The organism is Streptomyces sp. NPDC034111, assembly GCF_055575375.1.
Window position 1 is genome coordinate 51,172 of record NZ_JBVIST010000008.1, and the last position, 16,670, is coordinate 67,841.

Sequence of the window (16,670 nt, forward strand, 5' to 3'; positions counted from 1 at the left end):
AACCGCGTGGCGTCATGCCACGAGAGGCCGGTCCATGGGTGAGATGGGGGCCGGCAGGGCGGTGGAGCCGGTCAGGTAGCGGTCCGTCGCGGCCGCGGCGGCGCGTCCTTCCGCGATGGCCCACACGATCAGTGACTGGCCGCGTCCCGCGTCGCCCGCGACGAAGACCCCGTCCGTCGAGGTGCGGGGCGTCCGCCGGGACAGGTCGGCGTGGGTGGCCTGCGGTGTGTAGGCGGGCTGGGCGAGCTGGGTGGCCGCTGTGGCGGCGAAGGCCGTGTCGCGGGCGAAGTTCCCCCGTTCGTCCAGGGTCAGCCCGAGCTGGCTCATCAGGCCGGTGTCCCGCTGGGGGCCGCTGAAGCCCAGGGCGATCAGCACCAGCTCGGCCGGGAGCACCCGCTCGGTGTCCGGCCGCGGTTTCCTGGCCGTGGGTTCCACTTCCGTCAGGCACAGTGCCCGCACATGGCCGGCCGCGGTGCCTTCGAAGCGCAGGGTGGCGCTGGAGAAGAGCCTGGGGTCCGTGCCCTCGCGGCCGCGGGCCTCTTCATGGGCGTGGGAGATCCGGTAGACCTTCGGATACGTGGGCCATGGCTCGGCGTCCGGCCTGGCCGACGCTGGCTCGGGGTTGATGTCCAGCTGCACCACGGAGGCCGCGCCCTGTCGCAAGGCGGTGCCCAGGCAGTCCGAACCGGTGTCGCCGCCACCGACAATCACCACATGCTTACCCTCGGCGCTGACGGGTGGGGCGGCGAGGTCGCCCTCCCCCACCCGGTTGGCAAGCGTCAGGTAGTCCATCGCCTGGTGGATGCCGTCCAGCTCACGACCGGGGACTGCAAGCTCGCGCCGCTCCGTCGCCCCAACCGCGACGATCATGGCATCGTGCCGCCTTTGGACATCGGCCGCATCGACCTCGCCGCCGACATCCATCCCGGTGCGGAACTTCGTTCCCTCCGCCCGCATCTGGTCGAGACGCCGGTCCAGATACCGCTTCTCCAGCTTGAACGCCGGAATGCCGTAGCGCAGCAGACCGCCGATCCGGTCGGCACGCTCGTAGACCACTACGGTGTGGCCGATACGGGTCAGCTGCTGCGCCGCCGCCAGGCCCGCAGGCCCCGAACCGATGACGGCGACACTCTTGCCGCTGAGCCGCTCCGGCGGATGCGGGCAGGCGTAGCCGCGCTCCCAGCTCTCATCGGCGATGGTCTGCTCCACATTCTTGATCGTCACGGGGTCGGCGTTGAGCGCCAGCACACACGCGTCCTCGCACGGCGCCGGACACAGCCGCCCGGTGAACTCGGGAAAGTTGTTCGTCGCATGCAGCCGCTCCGCCGCGGCCCGCCAGTCCCCCCGCGCCGCGTAGAGATTCCACTCGGGAATCAGATTCCCGAGCGGACAACCGCTGTGACAGAACGGAATACCGCAGTCCATGCACCGCCCCGCCTGCTGCGACACCAACGGCAACAGCGCCTGCCCCGCATAGACCTCGTCCCAGTCGCCGAGGCGCTCCTCGACAGGGCGCGGAGGCACCGGCCGACGGGGAGTCTTGAGGAAACCGTGCGGATCGGACATACGCCGCTCCAACGACCACTTCACGGTACTTACAGCGGTCTGACCAGCGTACGCCCGTATCGCCCCGCTTTCACCGGCTGACGGACTCGGCGACGATGGCCGGGAGCCTTGCCGGCGCTGCGTCTGCCGGCAGCGGCGACCCTCGCGAGCACTCCCCGTCAGGAATTGCCGAGCCGATCTTGCAGCACCTGTGCGATCAAGTCGTGGATCAAGGAATCTCCGGGTGAGCGATTCTCTTTGAGCTGGTGCAGATCGTCCGGGCCGAACCAGCCGTAGGCAGAGTGCTTGGACCACTCCAAGGCCGGGTGGTCCAAGTCGCCGTCGACCTCGACGAGATAGTCCGCCTCGCGCCTGAGCCCCATGCCGTCATCACCGGCCCAGGAAGCGACGCCCAGGAGTTGCCGCACTCGGCGAAGGTGCCACCCGGTCTCCTCCGTGACCTCGCGGGCGAGGGCCTCCATGAGGGTTTCACCGGGTTCGACGTGCCCGCCCACGATGTCCCAGGTGTTGGGGAAGAGACGGCGGTCGGGGCTGCGTTTCTGGGCGAAGGCTGCGCCGTGCTCGTTGAGGATGACCGCACCTACGGTCCAGACTTCGCCCTGTGCGGGGACGGGGACCTCGACGCCCGGCTCTACCGTGACCAACGGGGTGTCTTGTGGCATGACCAGCAATGTACAGCGCTGAGGTCGCGGGTGGTCATGGGCTCATGGGTGTGTGGCGGGGACGCGAATTCCGCCTGTGCCTGCGGAGTTGGCGCGGTTGTTGTACAGCCTCGGTGGAGGATTTCGCGCAGAGTCGTTTTACAACTAGGCGTCATGGATGGGGTTTTGACGCTCACGCGCAAAAGCCGATGAGTCCGGCCGGGAACCGGTCGGCAACCGGTCGGACTCATCGGCTTTTTGGTTGAGGTCAGCTCATGGCCGGGGGTCAGTGACCGCCCTCGTCCACGACCGCGACCTCCTCGATGTTCTGCTCGATCGCCTCGGCCGAGACGGCGGTGGTGCGGGCCCAGTAGTAGATCCCCAGGGCGAACAGCGTGACGATCACGATGTCCCACCACAGCGGGATGTGGCCCTGACCGCCGAAGCCGCCCTGCCAGGAGATCAGGCCCATGCCGATCAGGTACGCCGGAAGCCACTGCGCGGCCTTCCAGTCCAGCCGCGGGGCGTTCGGGAGCTGCTTCTTCGTCGCGTACCAGGCGTAGCTGCCCAGCAGCACGTAACCGATGATGATCGCCCCGCCGAGACGCTCGAGGGTGTCCCAGCCGGCCCAGTAGATGATCAGGCTCGCGACGACGAAGGCCGCGGGCGAGATCACGCTGCCGCCGGGGAGGCGGTACGGCCGCTCGTGGTTCGGCAGGCGGTCGCGGAACACGCCGAACGCCAGCGGCGCACCGGCGTACATCAGGACGCTTGCGGAGGTGATGAAGGAGACCAGTTCCTGCCAGCTCGGGAAGGGCAGGAAGCAGATCACGCCGGTCACGAACGAGATGATCAGGCCGAACCACGGCACGCCCCGGCGGTCCGTCTTCTCGAAGAGCCTCGGCGCGTAGCCGTTCTTGCTCAGGCCGTAGGAGATGCGTGAGGTCGAGGTGTTGTAGATCAGGCCGGTGCCGCCCGGGGAGACGATCGCGTCCGCGTACAGGACCCAGCCCAGCCAGCCCAGACCGATGACGGTGGCCAGACCGGCCCACGGGCCGCTGATGCCGGCGTAGTCCAGCTTGGCCCAGCCATGCGCGAAGGATGCCAGCGGCAGTGCGCCGATGTAGACGATCTGGAGCAGGATGTAGATGACCGCGCCGATCAGGACCGAACCGATGGTGGCGCGCGGCAGGTCCCGCTTGGGGTTGCGGCTCTCCCCCGCCAGCTGGATGGCCTGCTCGAAGCCGAGGAGCGCGAAGATGATGCCGCTGGTGCTGATGGCGCTCAGCACGCCCTTGGCGCCGAACGGCGCGAAACCGTGCGAAGTGAAGTTGTGCGGGTGGAAGTTGGTCGCCGCGATGATGAAGATCGCCGCGAGGGGTACGGCGATCTTCCACCAGGTGGCCGCGCTGTTGGTGTGCGCCAGGACCTTCACGCCGAGGAAGTTCACCGCGACGAAGACGGCCATCAGGATGACCGCGACGATGAAGCCGCTCGTGGTCAGCGTCCCGTTCGCGTGGAGGAAGCCTTGGGCCCATGACCAGTGACCGGCGTAGCCGATCATGGCCTCGACCTCGATCGGGGCGACCGTCGCGGCCTGGAGCCAGGAGAACCAGCCGAACGACATGCCGGCGAGGCCGCCGAAGGCGTAGTGCGGATACCGGGCCGTGCCACCGGCCACCGGGAAGAGGCCGCCGAGTTCGGCGTGCACCAGCGCCAGGAGGACGAGCGCGACCGCGCCGATACACCAGGAGATCACCGCGGCCGGGCCCGCCACCACGACGGCCTTCTCGGCTCCGTACAGCCAGCCGGAGCCGATGATGGAACCGACCGAGGCCCACATCAGACCGATCAGGCCGACGTCCCTGCGGAGGGAGCCTGATCCTTGTGTCTTCAGGGGCGTGATCTCGTCAACGCTTGCCATAAGAGGCCTTTCAAGACAGGGCTGGCCGAAAATTTGCCTCAGAGTAGGGAGGATTCAGAGCCCTGCAAAGAGTCGTTGACTGAATAATTGTATTCGGCGAAATTCCTTACCCAAATTAGGGCTGGAGGGTGTGGACAATTGACGGAAGGGGGTACTCACGCCCACTTCGAGGCCGGGAGGCGTGGCGGACGGCGATGAAGTGACTACCCGTCCGAACTTTTGGAGAGGGATTTGAATTTGCGAAAAATTTGAGATCCGGGGGTATGTGATATTGCCCGTCGCTGATAGGGGCCAAGGCTCGGGGCGCTGTCTCGTTTGATCAACGCGTGGGGGGGGGTGGCTGCGCCTTGCGCGGTCCTCGCGAGTGGCTGGCAGTGTGCGGCGGGGACCTGACGCGGTGCCGGATGCGGCCAACTCGGACTCGTAAGGCCCCAGTCGACGGCGGGCCCGGCGCCTCCGCACCTGCGCGGGTGGGTGCGCACCGCCTAGACTCCCGTCCGACCGGTACCTCGCCGGCCCGGCCCGTCGTGCATCAGGTGCACTGACGCGGCCCATGGGCCCGCACCCTCAGAAGGACTCACCCACCTGTGAAGAAGAGCGCGATAGTCGGCCTCTGCGGCCTCGGCCTCCTCGTGGCCGCCGGCGCCTACGAAGGCAGCGCGTCTGCCAGCGACCCGCTGACCCTCGCCGAATACGAGAAGATCAAGGCAGGCAGCGGCGAGAAGACCCTGTTCCGGTACGCCAGCACCTGCCAGCAGGAAGACGGGAGCGAGCCCACCGACGGCTACCCCATCACCTGGACGTGCTACGGGGCCGACGGGGCGAGTAGTGCGGTGTTCTTCTACTCAAAGGGTGTGCTCTTCAGCAAGGCGCAGACGGGGCTCGTGTAGGCCGCAGGGCTGCGCAGAGCCGAGGGCCGACGGGACCACGTCCCGTCGGCCCTCGGCGGTCAGGTCCCGTCGGCGCTCGGCTCGTCGTCGGCTGCGGGCGGGCGTCCGTCAGCCGACCGAGGCCATGAAGCTCAGCATCCGGGCGTTGGCCTGGTCGGCGTGGTCGATCTGGGGGCCGTGGCCGGTGTGGGAGATGATCTCGGCGCGGGCGCCGGGTATCAGGCGGGGGACGCGTTCGCACTGGCGCTCCGGGTGCACCAGCAGGCTTCGTGCGCCGAGCAGCAGGTAGAGCGGGGTGCGGAGGGTGCGCAGTTCGTCGTCGGTCAGCGGGAGCGGCGCCGGGCGGCGGATGCGGTAGGCGCGGACGCCGAGCCTGATCATCGCGCGCAGTTCCGGGACGATGAGGACCGGTTGTTCCAGCCAGGAGGCCAGGTGGCGGCGTAGCGGCTTCGGCGCGAAGGTCGCCAGCAGGCCGACGAAGAGCCAGACGAAGAAGCGGGCGCCCACCTTCTCCAGACCTCCGGGGTCAAGGAGCGTGACCGAGGCCAGCCGGCCGGGTCCGCGGTGGGCCTGGTTCAGGGTGAGCCAGCCGCCGTAGGAGGAACCGACGAGGTGGACCCGTTCGAGGTCCAGGCCGGCGAGCACCTCGTCCAGCCACTGGGCGGCGCGTGCGGGCTGGTGGATGGGTTCGCGCTGCACGCTGCGGCCAGGGTCGCCGAGAGTGTCGACCGCGTAGACCGGGCGCTCCGCGCTGAGGGCGGCGACGTTCGGGTACCACATGGAGGAGTTGCTGCCGGCGCCGTGGATCAGCACCACCGGGGTCCGGGAAGCGGCGGCGGGCTCGGTGGGGTCGTACCGGTAGACGTGTGTGGTCCCGAAGCTGGTCTCCACGTCCGTCTCCGCACTCGCGGCCCGTCCCAGGGCGAAGACCGCGTCGCAGGCGGCGAAGTACCGGGTGCGCAGGTCCTCGTTCACATAGCGGCCGACATCTGCCGGGACGCGGTCGCGGGTCATGGTCTTGGGCACGGTGGAGCACCTCCGGGAACGTCCGTTTTTCGTGGTACGACCGTACCACCATGGTGGTACGGCTGTACCATCAAGCTGTTCCGGCAGGGCCGGACGCGGATGAGGAGAGGACGGAGGACCGGCTGATGCCGAAGCGCGTGGACCATGAGGAACGGCGCACCCAGATCGCCGAGGCGCTGCTCCGGGTGGCGGGGCGGCGTGGACTGCACGCCGTGGGGATGCGTGAGGTGGCCGCCGAGGCGGGGGTGTCCGTCCGGCTGGTGCAGTACTACTTCGAGACCAAGGAGAAGCTTCTGCTTCACGGGCTGGAGCAGTTGGCCGCCGGGCTCGGCGCCCGGGTCGCCGCCCGGCTGCGGGCGGCCGGCGACCAGCCGGGGCCGCGCGCGACGATCGAGGCGCTGCTGATGGAGTCGCTGCCGACAGACGAGGAGAGCCGGACCCTCCACCTCGTCTACACCTCGTACGCCGTGCTCTCCGTCACGGACGAGACACTGGCCGCCCAGCCCTTCATCGACAACCCCAATGCCGCCGAAGACGCCCTCACCGGGCTGCTCCAGCAGGCGCGGGACGCACAGCTCACCGAGCCGGACATGGATGCGCGGATCGAGGCGGTCGGTCTGCTCGCGCTGTCCGCGGGGCTCGGCACCAGCGTTCTGGTCGGCCAGCGGAGTGTGGAGTCGGCCGTCGGGGTGCTGCGCCACCAGCTGGACCGGATTTTCCGGGAAGGGTAGGCGTCGCGCTCACCGCGGCGGTGGCGACCGGGGAATGGTGAACCTCCCACGGCGATACGGTAGTTGGGCGCCGGAAGTTGTTGCGTGTGTCATGTTTGGAATGCCGGAGGGGCGTCGCGAGGCAATGACATAAGTCAACCTTTACGAAATTCAAAGTGGCTTTATGAGGGTAAAACCGGTCGCATGCAAGGGAGTTGGCGAGCTGGAGGGGCGTCTCCGGAGCGAGTTGGAGCCAGCAGCTCCGGTAAATGCACTCGTGGTAGCGGCGATTTGACGGTGCGTCACCGTACGCGCATGCGGAATTGGGGATTCAGTCCAGCGAGCAAATCCAGCCGGGACCCGGCAAACGGCTGCTTGCGGGCCGTTCACGGGCGACAGGACGATCTGGGCATTCCCGTGTGTCGTTCGGCCGAGTGCCGGCCGAACGGCATGCCTGCCTGCGAGGAGGTTCTGTGAACGAACAGATGAGTCTCAGCCCGGATGCAGCACGGCAGCTCGCGACCACGACCAAGACCAGCCCCCAGATGCGCGGCATCACCCCGCGCTATCTGCTGCGCGCCCTGCCGTGGGTGGACGTCGAATCCGGGGTGTTCCGGGTGAACCGGCGGCGTACCTACGTACTCGGCGACGATCGCATCAGCATCCACACCGACGGCGGTTCACCGCGCGTCATCCCGGGCGATCTGCGGGAACTTCCCTACCTCCGGGAGGCCGATGACGCGCTGCTGTCCGAACTGGCGGACGCGTTCACGGAAGTGACCTTCGAGGCCGGGCAGGTGCTGGCCCAGGACGGTGACGCGCACGACCAGCTCTGGGTGATCGCCCAGGGCCGGGCCGAGAAGCGGGTCAGCGGCCGCTACGGCGAGGATGCGGTGCTCGAAGTCATCGGTGACGGCCAGTTCTTCGACCTCGACGCCTGGACCCGCTCCGGGCCCATGCCGTACCGCGTCAAGGCGCTCACCCCCGGTGTGGCGCTCCGCGTCGAGCGCAGCGCACTGGCCGGGCTGTGCGACCGCGATGCGACGGTACGCGGTGCGCTGGACGCCTACCTCGCGACGGACGGCGTCCTGCCCGGTGCCGAGGTGCCGGTGGATCTCAGCTCCGGGCATGTCGGCGAACCCGAACTCCCCGCGACGTTCGTGGACTACGAGGACGCGCCCCGCGAGTACCACATGACCCTCGCCCAGACCGTCCTGCGCGTCCACACCAGGGTCTCCGACCTCTACAACGGACCGATCGACCAGATCCGCGCCCAGTCCAACCTCACCGCGCACGCACTGCGCGAGCGGCAGGAGGCTTCACTGCTCAACCATCCGGAGTTCGGTCTCTTCAACAATGTGGCCCCCGGGCAGCGGGTTCAGTCGCGTACCGGCTCGCCGACCCCCGACGACCTGGACGAGCTGCTGACCCGGGTCTGGAAACAGCCCGGCTTCTTCCTCGCGCACCCGAGGGCCATCGCCGCGTTCGGCCGGGAATGTACGCGGCGGGGAGTGCCCCCGATGATCGACAACCGGTTCGGCAGCCCGCTGCTGACCTGGCGTGGGGTACCGCTGCTCCCCTCCGACAAGGTGCGGTTCTCCGGCGGTGCGGGCATCGGTACGACGGAGATCCTGCTGATGCGGGTGGGCGAGGCGGAGCAGGGCGTGGTGGGGCTGCGTCCCGCGAAGATCGAGGACGAGGTGGAGCCCGGGCTGTCGATGCGGAACATGGGCGTCGACCAGAAGGGCATCACCTCGTACCTGATGACGGCGTACTTCAATACCGCGGTGCTGGTGGAGGATGCGCTCGCCGTGCTCCAGAACGTCGAGGTCGCCAACTACCATGACTACTCCTGACGTTGTGCGGGCGCTGTGGGCGGGCGCGGTGCCGGCCCCGGCGCCGCCTCCCGATCTGCCCGCCGGTACACCGGGCGCCCCGGCGGCCGCCGTTCCGGACTCCGCCCCGGCTGCCGAACCCACCGCGCTGCCCACCCAACGTGCCGCGTTCTCCCCCGAGTTGGCGCGCCGGGACTTCCCGGTCCTGCACCGGGTCGTCAACGGGCATCCGCTGGTCTGGCTGGACAACGGGGCCACGACACAGAAGCCGCGTCAGGTGATCGAGGCGGTGGCCGGCTTCTACGGATCCGCCAACTCCAATATCCACCGGGGTGCGCACACCATGGCCCGGGAGGCCACCGAGGCGTACGAGACGGGCCGGGCGGCGGTGGCCCAGTTCCTGGGGGCGCCGTCGCCGGACGACATCGTCTTCGTACGCGGCACCACCGAGGCGATCAACCTCGTCGCCCAGAGCTGGGGGCGGGCGAACCTCGGGCCCGGGGACGACGTGCTGGTGCCGGTGCTGGAGCACCATTCCAACATCGTGCCCTGGCAGTTGGTCGCCAAGGAGACCCGGGCCCGGGTGGTGCCCGTACCGCTGCGACCTGACGGGCAGATCGATCTGGACGCGTACGCGGATCTGCTCTCCATGCGCACCCAGCTCGTCGCGATCAGCCATGCGTCGAATGTGCTCGGCACGGTCCCACCGGTGCGCGAGATGACCGCACTCGCGCACCGGTACGGGGCCAAGGTGCTGGTCGACGGAGCGCAGGCGGTGGCGCACTTCCCCGTCGACGTCCAGGAGCTGGACGCCGACTTCTATGTGTTCTCCGGCCACAAGCTGTTCGCCCCCACGGGGATCGGCGCCCTGTACGCGAAGCCGGAGATCCTGCGGGACATGGCGCCGTGGCAGGGCGGCGGCAACATGATCGAGTCCGTCGACTTCACCCGTACCACCTATGCCCCGGTGCCGCACTTCCTGGAGGCCGGTACCGGGCACATCTCCGGTGTGGTCGGTCTGCTGTCGGCGCTGAACTGGCTGACCGCCTTCGACCGGGACGCCATCGCCGCCTACGAGACCTCGCTGATGGCGTACGCCCAGCAAGCCCTGGCCACGGTGCCGGGACTTGAGCTGCTGGGCTCCGCGCCGGACCGGATCGCCGTACTGACCTTCACCCTCGCCGGCCAGGACCCGGTGCGGATCGCCGACTGGCTGGACCAGGACGGTATCGCCATCCGTGCCGGGCACCACTGCGCCCAGCCGGCGCTGGCCCACTACGGCCTGGAGAGCGCGGCCCGTGCCTCGCTCGCGCTCTACAACACGTCCGAGGAGGTGGACAAACTGGTGGCGTCGTTGCTCCGGTTGCAGCAGGCCGCTTGAGGCCGCGACGCCGGCACCCCTCCCCGTCGCCGACCGGCTCCCGGTCGGCGACGGCGGTATGCGGGCGATCTGACGAGCCGTCGTGGCGGGTCGTCAGGCCAGCGGCTCCGCGGCCAGCCAGGCGGCGATGGCCTGGGCGATGGGCTGGTCGGTGTCGAGCTGGATGAATCCGAACTGTCCGCCCTGGTTGCATTCGAGGAACCACCACGTCCCGTTGTGGTCCTCGGCGAAGTCGAAGGCCCCGTAAGCGATCTGAGCGGTGCTCATATACGTGTTCACCGCCCGGCGGACGAGGTCGGGCACCTCTGCGGGCTTCCAGGCGCCGTGCTCCGTGAAACGGCTGTCCACCTCATCGGGGTCGGCCTCCTTGCGGGCCGCGAAGAGTTCGCCGTCGATACAGGTCAGCCGGATGTCGGCCTGCTTGCGGATGTGCTCCTGGAACAGGGTCGGGCCGGCCGCCACCGCCTCGAAGTCCGCGTCCGGGCTGATCCGGGTGGTGGGCAGCACCATCGGCGGGTCGCCGGGGTGCTTCCCGGAGATCGACTTCACCACCAGGTCCCGGTAGGTGGCGGCGAATTGGCGCGCGTCCGCGGGGAACGAGGTGATCAGCGTGGCGGGCACGGGGAACCCGCACTGCTGGGCGATATGGAGCTGCCACGGCTTGTACCGCGCCTGGGCGGCCGCGGCAGGGTGGTTCATCCAACGGGCCCGGGTGCAGCTGAGCATGCCGTACAGCGCCTGCTCGGACTCCGCGGTCAGCCAGGTGGACTGTTCCGGGGCACGGGCGCCAGGCGTGCCGGGGCGGCGGACCCACACCGAGCGCAGGCTGTTCAGGCTGACCATGCGTTCGTTCGTCTTGAGGAATCCCTGGAAGTCGCCGTTGGCATAGTCCGCCGACAGGGCAATCCGCCCGGGCAGATCGGCGGGGTCGAGGCGGACGAGCGGGACACCGAGGTCGTGCAGATTCGAGACCACCATGTCCGCCGTCAAGTCCTCCTCGCAGGTAAGGACCAGGACGGTCATCGCGGTTCAGTCGTCGAAGTGGGTCTTGGAACCGGCGGTGGAGGCGGTGGTGCCGGTCGCCAGCAGGACCGCCCGACTGCTGGTGGCCGGGCGGCCGTCCGGCAGTACGTTGAGTTGGCGTGTGGCGTCGTACGTGTAGGGGGTACTGGTCGCCGACTTCACCGCCGGACGGGCGTAGCTCAACGCAAACGGTCGCATACCTTCTCCTTCAAATCCCCGTGTTCCGCGCCCTGTATCGGTCAGGGACGGGCACCTCGCCGGACGACTCTGCCCACAAGACGCAACAGATCGGTCAAGAGTTGCCACCTTTGCTCGTTTCCAACGATCTACTTGACGGAACTGCCACCGGAACGTATTTATCGGCCCGCTTATTGCCTGACCGTGATAGACGCACTACGCCACGTATTTGCTTGTCCTTGAAGCGTGAAGGGGTACTCGGCCGGACCGTCGGCGCCTTGTGCAGAGGAGGTACACACGGGCGCACTTATCGCTACACTCTCGCTCTGCTATATGAACACTACGCAGAGCGAGCGCCGGCGTGGGTACCCGGCGTGGGTACGTCTGCGGGTGGTTTCCGGGGGGAGCAGGCATGGTTCCACAGGTTGAATTCGATCCCGCATGCGGCATCGACGCCGAGGACCAGGGATACCTCACCGACGCCCTTTGCGATGTTGCCGTGCTGGACAGCGACGTCGCCCTGGCGGACGACGGGTCCGCGCCGAAGGGCTACTGGCCGGCCGATGTCCACACGGTCACCGTGTTACGGCGGCTTGCCGGCGGGCGCAGCGGTTCGGAAGTCCTGGAGATCGAGGTCAGCGTAAAGAAGGCCGCCACCTTCCTCCAGGTCGCAAAACTGATGAGCCATGACGAGGCGGTGCAGGAGTGGGACGCATTCTCCGCCTTGGCGAGAAAACACGACGACACGCTTTACGTGCCGATCGTGGCGGTGAGTCGATCGGTGATCGACAAACAGTATGCGGTGGACTTCAAGCGGCACGTCGTGGTCTACGCACATGTACGGGACCGGGATCAGAACACCGAGGGAACCGTTCGGTCACTGGAAGACGTGGTTGTCGAGGCCATAGCGAATCCAGAGGCCACTGAGCAGGGCGTGGCGACGCTTTCGGCAATGATGAGTACGCTCCGCAACAAGCTCTACCGCAACGCCGCATCGGCATCGCAGCAGCGCCTGCGGGAGGAGAACTGGAGCCTCGGCCCCAATGTGGTGCTGAAGGTCGATGAGATCGACGCGCCGGAGTCCGGCCCGGTCCGGCTGGTGCACGGCAATCCCGGCGCCCAGGACCTCCGCAAGCCGGCCGTGACCTCCATCGCGCTGCTCCAGGCGTCCACCGCACCCCCGGGCGCGGGCCGGAGCCTGGCCAAGGGGGACACCGTCCGGCTCCAGTTGCACAAGGCCGAGGTGGCCGGGTCAGTGGTGTCGGGCGAGTTCAACTCCCTTCGGGTCCATGTGGAACTGACCGGAGGCGCGGGCGACCGGAGCGATGTCGCCGAGCTGATCGGCAAGCGTCCGCTCGATGTGTACGGCACGGTTCAGCACACCCGCTCGCAGCGCTGGTCGGAGCTGTTCTCCGCCTGTCTGTGCGCAAAGGGCGACTTCAGCGAGACGGAAGAAGGCCTGCTGAAGTACGACGGGACGGCCGTCGGACATCCGGTCAAGGCGCTGCTGAGCGTCCTCTCCGCGTCCGCCGAGGCCAGGACGCGTTCGTATGTGCACGGCGACCTCAACCCGCGCAACATCATGTTCTGCGAGAAGAACCCGTACCTGATCGACTTCGCGTCCTTCGATCCGGACGGTTACCTGCTCGCCGACCTCGCCTGGATGGAGGTGTGCATCCTCCGCGACTGCGTGGCCCCGTTCCTGTCCTGGTCCGATCTGGTGCGGCTCCAGCGGTACTTGGCGTTGCTCACCGTCGTCACCCCCCTGTGGGGAGCCGATGCGATGGTCTCCGCCGCCGCCTTCGTGGTGGATGCGGTCGCCGAGGACTCGCCCGTACTGGGCCGTTGTCTGGCACTGCTGTGGACCCTTCGGCTGGGCATCTGGAAGGCGGTGCCGGCCGAGGACCGCGAGAACTGGCCGCGGCACTACTTCCAGCATCTGACGCTGGCGGCCTGCCGTACGTTCAAGTGGGAGGCGGCCGACCAGTCCGAGCACCAGGTCGGTGCGTCCACCGCGGTCTCCGGAGTGGCCTCGGAGTGCCTGGTGCCCGGATACCGCCACTTCTTCGACCGGTGGACCGTCAGCCAGGCCCGGATCGCCCGCGAGATGCTGCTGGGCAACCCCGAGGAGCTCAGCTGGGCGTCCGCCGATCTGCTGACGGCCGCCCTGGTGGCCGGCGGTGTCGAACGGCCCCGGCGGGCCGGCTCGGCGACCCGCCGGGCGACCGAGCAGCTGTTCTGCGGCCCGCTGGCGCCGGCCGTCGAGGAGCTGCAACAGCTGTGCAAGGACAAGGAGTTCGACAGCTCCCAGCACTTCCGCGACTTCACCTACATCCCCCTCGAAGGACGCGTGCTGGCACCGGGCGAGCCGTATGTGCAGCAGGGCGAGGGGGCGCTGGCGGTGGCGCCCAAGAGCTGCTTACGCCTGCTGGCCCAGCACGATGTCGCGGTGCTGGTGGCCGATTCCGGGTCGGGTAAGAGCGTCGTGGTCCGCGAGCTGAAGATGCGCATGATGAATGCGTTCTCCAAGAACGCAGACCCCGATGCGGCCGCCGGAACCCCGTGCTGCCTTCCGTTGTCCGTCAGCGCGGTGCAGTTGAGCATCGAACTGCTCGCGGCGTCCGACCTGACGCCCGCCGCCGTCCTCCGTGGCCTGATCCCCCTGCCGGACGAGGTGTCGCAGGGCCGGCTGGAGCGCCTGCTGGAGATCGGGGCCATCCATCTGACCGTGGACGATCTGCACAAGGTCGAGCTACGGCACCGCAGAAGCGTGACCGCCTGGCTCAAGGAGCTGCACGTCAAGCATCCGCAGGCGCGCATCGTGGTGTGCCAGCGAGGCGGCGACTACCAGCCGGAGGTCTTCGGGTGGCCGGCGGTCGTCCTGCACAAGGTACGGGAACAGCCCGCCCGCACCTTCATCGCGGACCAGCTGCGCAAGAAGCACCCGACCAAGTGGCAGGCGAAGTTCACCCAGCTGGAAGAGCTGCTTTTCAAGGACCCGGCGGCGGTGGCACTGCGCGAACTCGCCGGCAGGCCGCTGTTCCTGAAGATGCTGGTGGGGCACTTCGTGACTACCGGCGAGGTCCCTTCGAACCCGGGGATACTGGTCCACAAGTATCTGGAACGCATGCTGACGTCGGGCGAGCACGCCATCCCGGTGGCCCAGCAGCGGCAGATGCTGAACAAACTGGTGAGCAGGCTCGGGGACTCCGGTTCGCTCAGCCGCGAGGAGGCCGTTCAGGTCCTCCAGGACCCGGCGCGGCAGGATGCGGAGCAGGACCTGGAGACCCTGCTGTCGACGACCGCCGTACAGCAGGACGCCTCGCGGATCACCTTCTGCAACCCGCTGGTGCAGGCGCTGTGCGCGGCGTCCGTCCTGCTGGAGGATGCCCAGGACCACGTGCCGTCGGTGACCGACCGGATCCGCCGGTTCGGCTGGCGGGACGCGGCGCTCTTCCTGGTCGCCGATCCGCATGCGGACGAGGACACGGTTGCCGCGGTACTGCGCACGGCGGTGGAGGCGAACCCCTGGTACGGGGCGATGCTTCTGCAAGCGGCCCCCGAGGACGCCGTGCCCGACGTCCGCCAGGCGTTCCTGGAGGCCCAGCACGCGGTGCTGCGTTCTGCGGAGAGCGGCCGGCCGGCGTGGCGGCGCTCGGCCTACGCCCTGGCCAAATACGGTGCGCGGGCGGCCATGGACGTCCTGCGGGAGGTGGCGCTCGACGAGGAGGGCGCTCCGCAGGCGGTGAAGGCGGCCATGGACGGCCTGGTGATGATGCACCAGTGGTACGTCCCGGATGCGACCGTCACGTTGCAGGAGGTCCTGTGCCGGCTGCTCGATCCGCCGCCCGGACACAGCGTGCGGGATGCGGTCGTCGTCCGGGCGCTGCGCAGCATTCAGGCCGCCGGGCTGACGAGCCTGGCCGGCCACGCATGGTCCCGGCTGGAGCAGCCCGGCGCCTCCTGGGAGGTGACCTCGCAGGCCTGGGACACGCTCATGCAGCTGAACGTGGTGCCCAACCGGGCCCTGCGTGCGGTGTATGCGCAGGCGTGTGCGGGGCAGCTGGCCGAGGTCGACCGGGAACTGGGGTTCACGGCGGCGACGGCCACGGCGGCGGAACGCAATGAGGAGCGTCTGTTTCTGCTCAAGCGGCTGGCCGCGGAGGGCGATATCGAGACACTGCTGGCCTACCGCTTCCGGGCCGGCCTCGCCGAGTGCCCGGACTGGCGGGAGATGCTGGACCAGGCGGCCAGGACGGTGCAGGCCGGCTCCCCGCAGAACGTCCTGGCCGGTGCGCTGCTCGACCAGGAGATGTTCGGGTCCGGGCCCGAGGGCTGGAAGGACCTGCTCACCCAGGCCAATGAACATCTGGCGGTGATCGGGGCGCATCGTCTGCTGGCGGACGGCCGGGTCCTGGGCGCGCCCCTGCTGGAGGAGGTCGGTGCCCAGGCGTCGGCGAAACGGCTGTCGATCGTGGCGGCGTTCGTCCACTGTCTGTCGCCCGGCGACCAGGTGGTGCTGGAGCGGCTGCTGGATCCCGTACTGGCCACGCTCACGGCGGAGTTCATCGACCCGGTCTCCTGTCTGGTCTCCGCGGCGGGCACCCTCGACCACGATCTGGGGCTGCGGCTGGCCCTGCGGGTCCAGGAGGCGCTGATCGAGCACGGTCTGGAGCAGCAGGCGGTGCACTGGCCGTGGTGCACGACATGGCGCCGGATGCTGCCGCTGCGCGCCGAGACGGCGCTGTTCGTCGACGAACAGGGCATCGACTCCCCCACGTTGACGACGCTGCTCGGCAGTGTTGATGTGCTGCTGGACGCACCGTACGTCCAGCCGATGGTGCTCGCCCCGACGGTGCGTCAGCAGCTGCTGTCGCTACAGCCGAAGAGCCCGGAGGGCATAGCCGCCCATCAATTCGTGATGCTCGCGGCGAGCGCGGGGCTCCACGAAGCGCTGCCGTTCGTCCATGAGGTCGCCGCGAACCAGCACAACATCGGCACCGTCATCACGCACTCGCACGGCGTGCACGGCCTGGTGCGGGTGTCGCTGGCGGCGCACGCGACCACGGCCATCGGCTATCTGGGGAGTCTGGCGCTGCTGGAGGACCTGATGCTGGAGGCGGAGACGGCGGAGCAGACGCTGCACCGGATGGCGCACGAGACCGATGCGCTGCATCCGAGTCTGGAGCGGGCCCGGCTGGTGGGCCTGGGCTACTGGGGCCAGTGGCAGGACCTGTTCCTGGCGCTGTCTCCGGAGGATCCGGTACTGGCCGCGGCCGCCCGCAACATCGTCAACCACTGGTTGCCGGGTCCGCGGGACCGGATGGGTGAAGCCTGCTTCCACAGCATCGCGCGCTGGACCACCCGTGAGCTGGAGGCGGGGAGGCTTCCGGCATCGACACAGGCGGTGCTGACGCAGATTCGTGACAGCGCGGAAAACAGACTGGGGCGCTATGTGCGGTGAACGAAGAGCGGGCCGGACGGGACTGTGCGGATA

11 protein-coding genes are annotated in these 16,670 nt (G+C 68.6%); 5 read left to right on the top strand and 6 right to left on the bottom strand.

Going from position 1 to position 16,670, the window contains the following annotated elements; all coding sequences use genetic code 11:
• Nucleotides 1–12: 12 nt before the first annotated feature.
• From ACZ55A_RS20225 to ACZ55A_RS20235, 3 genes are all read right to left on the bottom strand, one after another.
• Complete coding sequence (locus ACZ55A_RS20225; RefSeq protein WP_468841684.1) at nucleotides 13–1,566, bottom strand: glutamate synthase subunit beta; 1,554 nt, start codon at nucleotides 1,564–1,566, stop codon at nucleotides 13–15.
• A gap of 158 nt (nucleotides 1,567–1,724) precedes the next feature.
• Nucleotides 1,725–2,228: an NUDIX hydrolase gene (locus ACZ55A_RS20230; protein ID WP_468841686.1), complete on the bottom strand. Its 504-nt coding sequence runs from the start codon at nucleotides 2,226–2,228 to the stop codon at nucleotides 1,725–1,727.
• A gap of 265 nt (nucleotides 2,229–2,493) precedes the next feature.
• Nucleotides 2,494–4,131 carry an APC family permease gene (locus ACZ55A_RS20235; protein ID WP_468841688.1) on the bottom strand — a complete coding sequence of 546 codons (1,638 nt, stop codon included), beginning with the start codon at nucleotides 4,129–4,131 and terminating at the stop codon, nucleotides 2,494–2,496.
• Between the two features lie 587 nt (nucleotides 4,132–4,718).
• Here ACZ55A_RS20235 and ACZ55A_RS20240 point away from each other — a divergent pair.
• Complete coding sequence (locus ACZ55A_RS20240; protein ID WP_468841690.1) at nucleotides 4,719–5,021, top strand: hypothetical protein; 303 nt, start codon at nucleotides 4,719–4,721, stop codon at nucleotides 5,019–5,021.
• 108 nt (nucleotides 5,022–5,129) lie between these two features.
• Here the strand turns inward: ACZ55A_RS20240 and ACZ55A_RS20245 are convergent, their stop codons facing one another.
• The gene (locus ACZ55A_RS20245; protein ID WP_468842062.1) at nucleotides 5,130–6,035 is read right to left on the bottom strand and encodes an alpha/beta fold hydrolase; all 906 of its coding nucleotides are present in this window, start codon (nucleotides 6,033–6,035) and stop codon (nucleotides 5,130–5,132) included.
• A 137-nt stretch (nucleotides 6,036–6,172) separates the two neighbouring features.
• On the opposite strand from ACZ55A_RS20245, the gene ACZ55A_RS20250 reads away from it, so the two are divergent.
• The 3 genes from ACZ55A_RS20250 to ACZ55A_RS20260 all read left to right on the top strand — a co-directional run bounded on the left by ACZ55A_RS20250 (nucleotide 6,173) and on the right by ACZ55A_RS20260 (nucleotide 9,973).
• On the top strand, nucleotides 6,173–6,778 hold the full coding sequence (locus tag ACZ55A_RS20250) for a TetR/AcrR family transcriptional regulator (protein WP_468841692.1): 606 nt from the start codon (nucleotides 6,173–6,175) through the stop codon (nucleotides 6,776–6,778).
• Between the two features lie 452 nt (nucleotides 6,779–7,230).
• Entirely contained in the window at nucleotides 7,231–8,613 is a 1,383-nt protein-coding gene (locus ACZ55A_RS20255; RefSeq protein WP_468841694.1) for a family 2B encapsulin nanocompartment shell protein, read from the top strand.
• On the top strand, nucleotides 8,600–9,973 hold the full coding sequence (locus tag ACZ55A_RS20260) for a SufS family cysteine desulfurase (protein WP_468841696.1): 1,374 nt from the start codon (nucleotides 8,600–8,602) through the stop codon (nucleotides 9,971–9,973). The genes ACZ55A_RS20255 and ACZ55A_RS20260 overlap by 14 nt, the downstream gene beginning before the upstream one ends.
• Nucleotides 9,974–10,066: 93 nt before the next feature.
• Here ACZ55A_RS20260 and tgmB read toward each other — a convergent pair whose 3' ends face one another.
• Together tgmB and tgmA are read right to left on the bottom strand one after the other, a co-directional pair.
• Nucleotides 10,067–10,996, bottom strand: a complete 930-nt coding sequence (tgmB, locus tag ACZ55A_RS20265) for an ATP-grasp ribosomal peptide maturase (RefSeq protein WP_468841698.1) — start codon at nucleotides 10,994–10,996, stop codon at nucleotides 10,067–10,069.
• Nucleotides 10,997–11,002: 6 nt separating this feature from the next.
• Entirely contained in the window at nucleotides 11,003–11,194 is a 192-nt protein-coding gene (gene tgmA / locus ACZ55A_RS20270; RefSeq protein WP_468841700.1) for a putative ATP-grasp-modified RiPP, read from the bottom strand.
• 391 nt (nucleotides 11,195–11,585) lie between these two features.
• Between tgmA and ACZ55A_RS20275 the strand changes: the two genes are divergently transcribed.
• Nucleotides 11,586–16,637, top strand: a complete 5,052-nt coding sequence (locus ACZ55A_RS20275; RefSeq protein WP_468841702.1) for a hypothetical protein — start codon at nucleotides 11,586–11,588, stop codon at nucleotides 16,635–16,637.
• Nucleotides 16,638–16,670: the final 33 nt, after the last annotated feature.

Coding starts and splice junctions, on each gene's coding strand:
- ACZ55A_RS20225 (WP_468841684.1), bottom strand. CDS start 1,566: ATGTCCGATCCGCACGGTTTCCTCAAGACTCCCCGTCGGCCGGTGCCT.
- ACZ55A_RS20275 (WP_468841702.1), top strand. CDS start 11,586: ATGGTTCCACAGGTTGAATTCGATCCCGCATGCGGCATCGACGCCGAG.
- ACZ55A_RS20260 (WP_468841696.1), top strand. CDS start 8,600: ATGACTACTCCTGACGTTGTGCGGGCGCTGTGGGCGGGCGCGGTGCCG.
- ACZ55A_RS20235 (WP_468841688.1), bottom strand. CDS start 4,131: ATGGCAAGCGTTGACGAGATCACGCCCCTGAAGACACAAGGATCAGGC.
- tgmA (WP_468841700.1), bottom strand. CDS start 11,194: ATGCGACCGTTTGCGTTGAGCTACGCCCGTCCGGCGGTGAAGTCGGCG.
- tgmB (WP_468841698.1), bottom strand. CDS start 10,996: ATGACCGTCCTGGTCCTTACCTGCGAGGAGGACTTGACGGCGGACATG.
- ACZ55A_RS20245 (WP_468842062.1), bottom strand. CDS start 6,035: ATGACCCGCGACCGCGTCCCGGCAGATGTCGGCCGCTATGTGAACGAG.
- ACZ55A_RS20250 (WP_468841692.1), top strand. CDS start 6,173: ATGCCGAAGCGCGTGGACCATGAGGAACGGCGCACCCAGATCGCCGAG.
- ACZ55A_RS20230 (WP_468841686.1), bottom strand. CDS start 2,228: ATGCCACAAGACACCCCGTTGGTCACGGTAGAGCCGGGCGTCGAGGTC.